Below are 873 nucleotides of genomic sequence, written 5' to 3'. Positions count from 1 at the left end.
GGAACTCCGTTTTATTGTCTCCTACCGCCCTTTTTCTACTCAATTATTATAAAAAAGCCCACAACTCTCTTTTATTTTCGTATAATGATACTCCTAGTATAATAAACATAATAACAAAGGACTGTTCGTATATATAAAATGAGGCGCTAATCAAATCGACTCACAAGAACTGTCATGCTTTTTAGGAGAGGAGTATATTATGCTACAACGTCTGTTTCCAAAACTGCGATTTGCACTCGTTGCAGTCGTTTTATTATGGATAAAAACATATATTGTGTACAAGCTAGCATTTGATATTAAAATTGATAATTTCTTTGAAGAATTTATGCTTTTTATTAATCCACTAGCTGCGTTACTTTTATTTTTCGGTTTTGCTTTATTTGCGTCTAAAAACCGAAACCGCATTATAGTTGGAATTAGTTTTATACTATCATTCATTTTATTTGGAAATGCAATGTTTTATGGGTTTTATAACGATTTCGTTACATTCCCAGTATTATTTCAAACAAATAATATGGCTGATTTAGGGACGAGTATAAAAGAACTCTTTACGTATAAAACATTACTTTTATTCGCAGATGCGATTATTTTAATGTTTCTTTCGCGTAAATTCCCGGCATTTTGTGACAAAACGCCACTTTCTCGCTCTGAGAAGCGAACTTTCTTTAGCAGTGTAACAGCTCTATTAGCATTGCAAATTGTTGTTTCAGTTATTTATAAACCACAAATGTTCTCACGCTCATTTGACCGTCAAACTGTCGTGAAAAATTTAGGTTTATACACATATCATCTATTTGATATTACACTTCAATCTAAATCTTCAGCTGAACGTGTATTTGCAAGTGGAGACGGGTTCTCTGAAATTAAAAACTA

The 873-nt window shown here is 32.3% G+C and carries 1 protein-coding gene; it reads left to right on the top strand.

Annotated elements, in window-relative coordinates; translation table 11 throughout:
• Positions 1 to 199: 199 nt before the first annotated feature.
• On the top strand, positions 200 to 873 hold a 674-nt coding region (locus KI369_RS28145), incomplete at its 3' end, for an LTA synthase family protein (RefSeq protein WP_498033624.1).

Source organism: Bacillus sanguinis, assembly GCF_018332475.1.
Taxonomy (GTDB): Bacteria; Bacillota; Bacilli; order Bacillales; family Bacillaceae_G; genus Bacillus_A; species Bacillus_A sanguinis.
The sequence above is the reverse complement of the archived record's forward strand: the minus strand, read 5'-3'. Positions and strand labels throughout refer to the sequence as shown.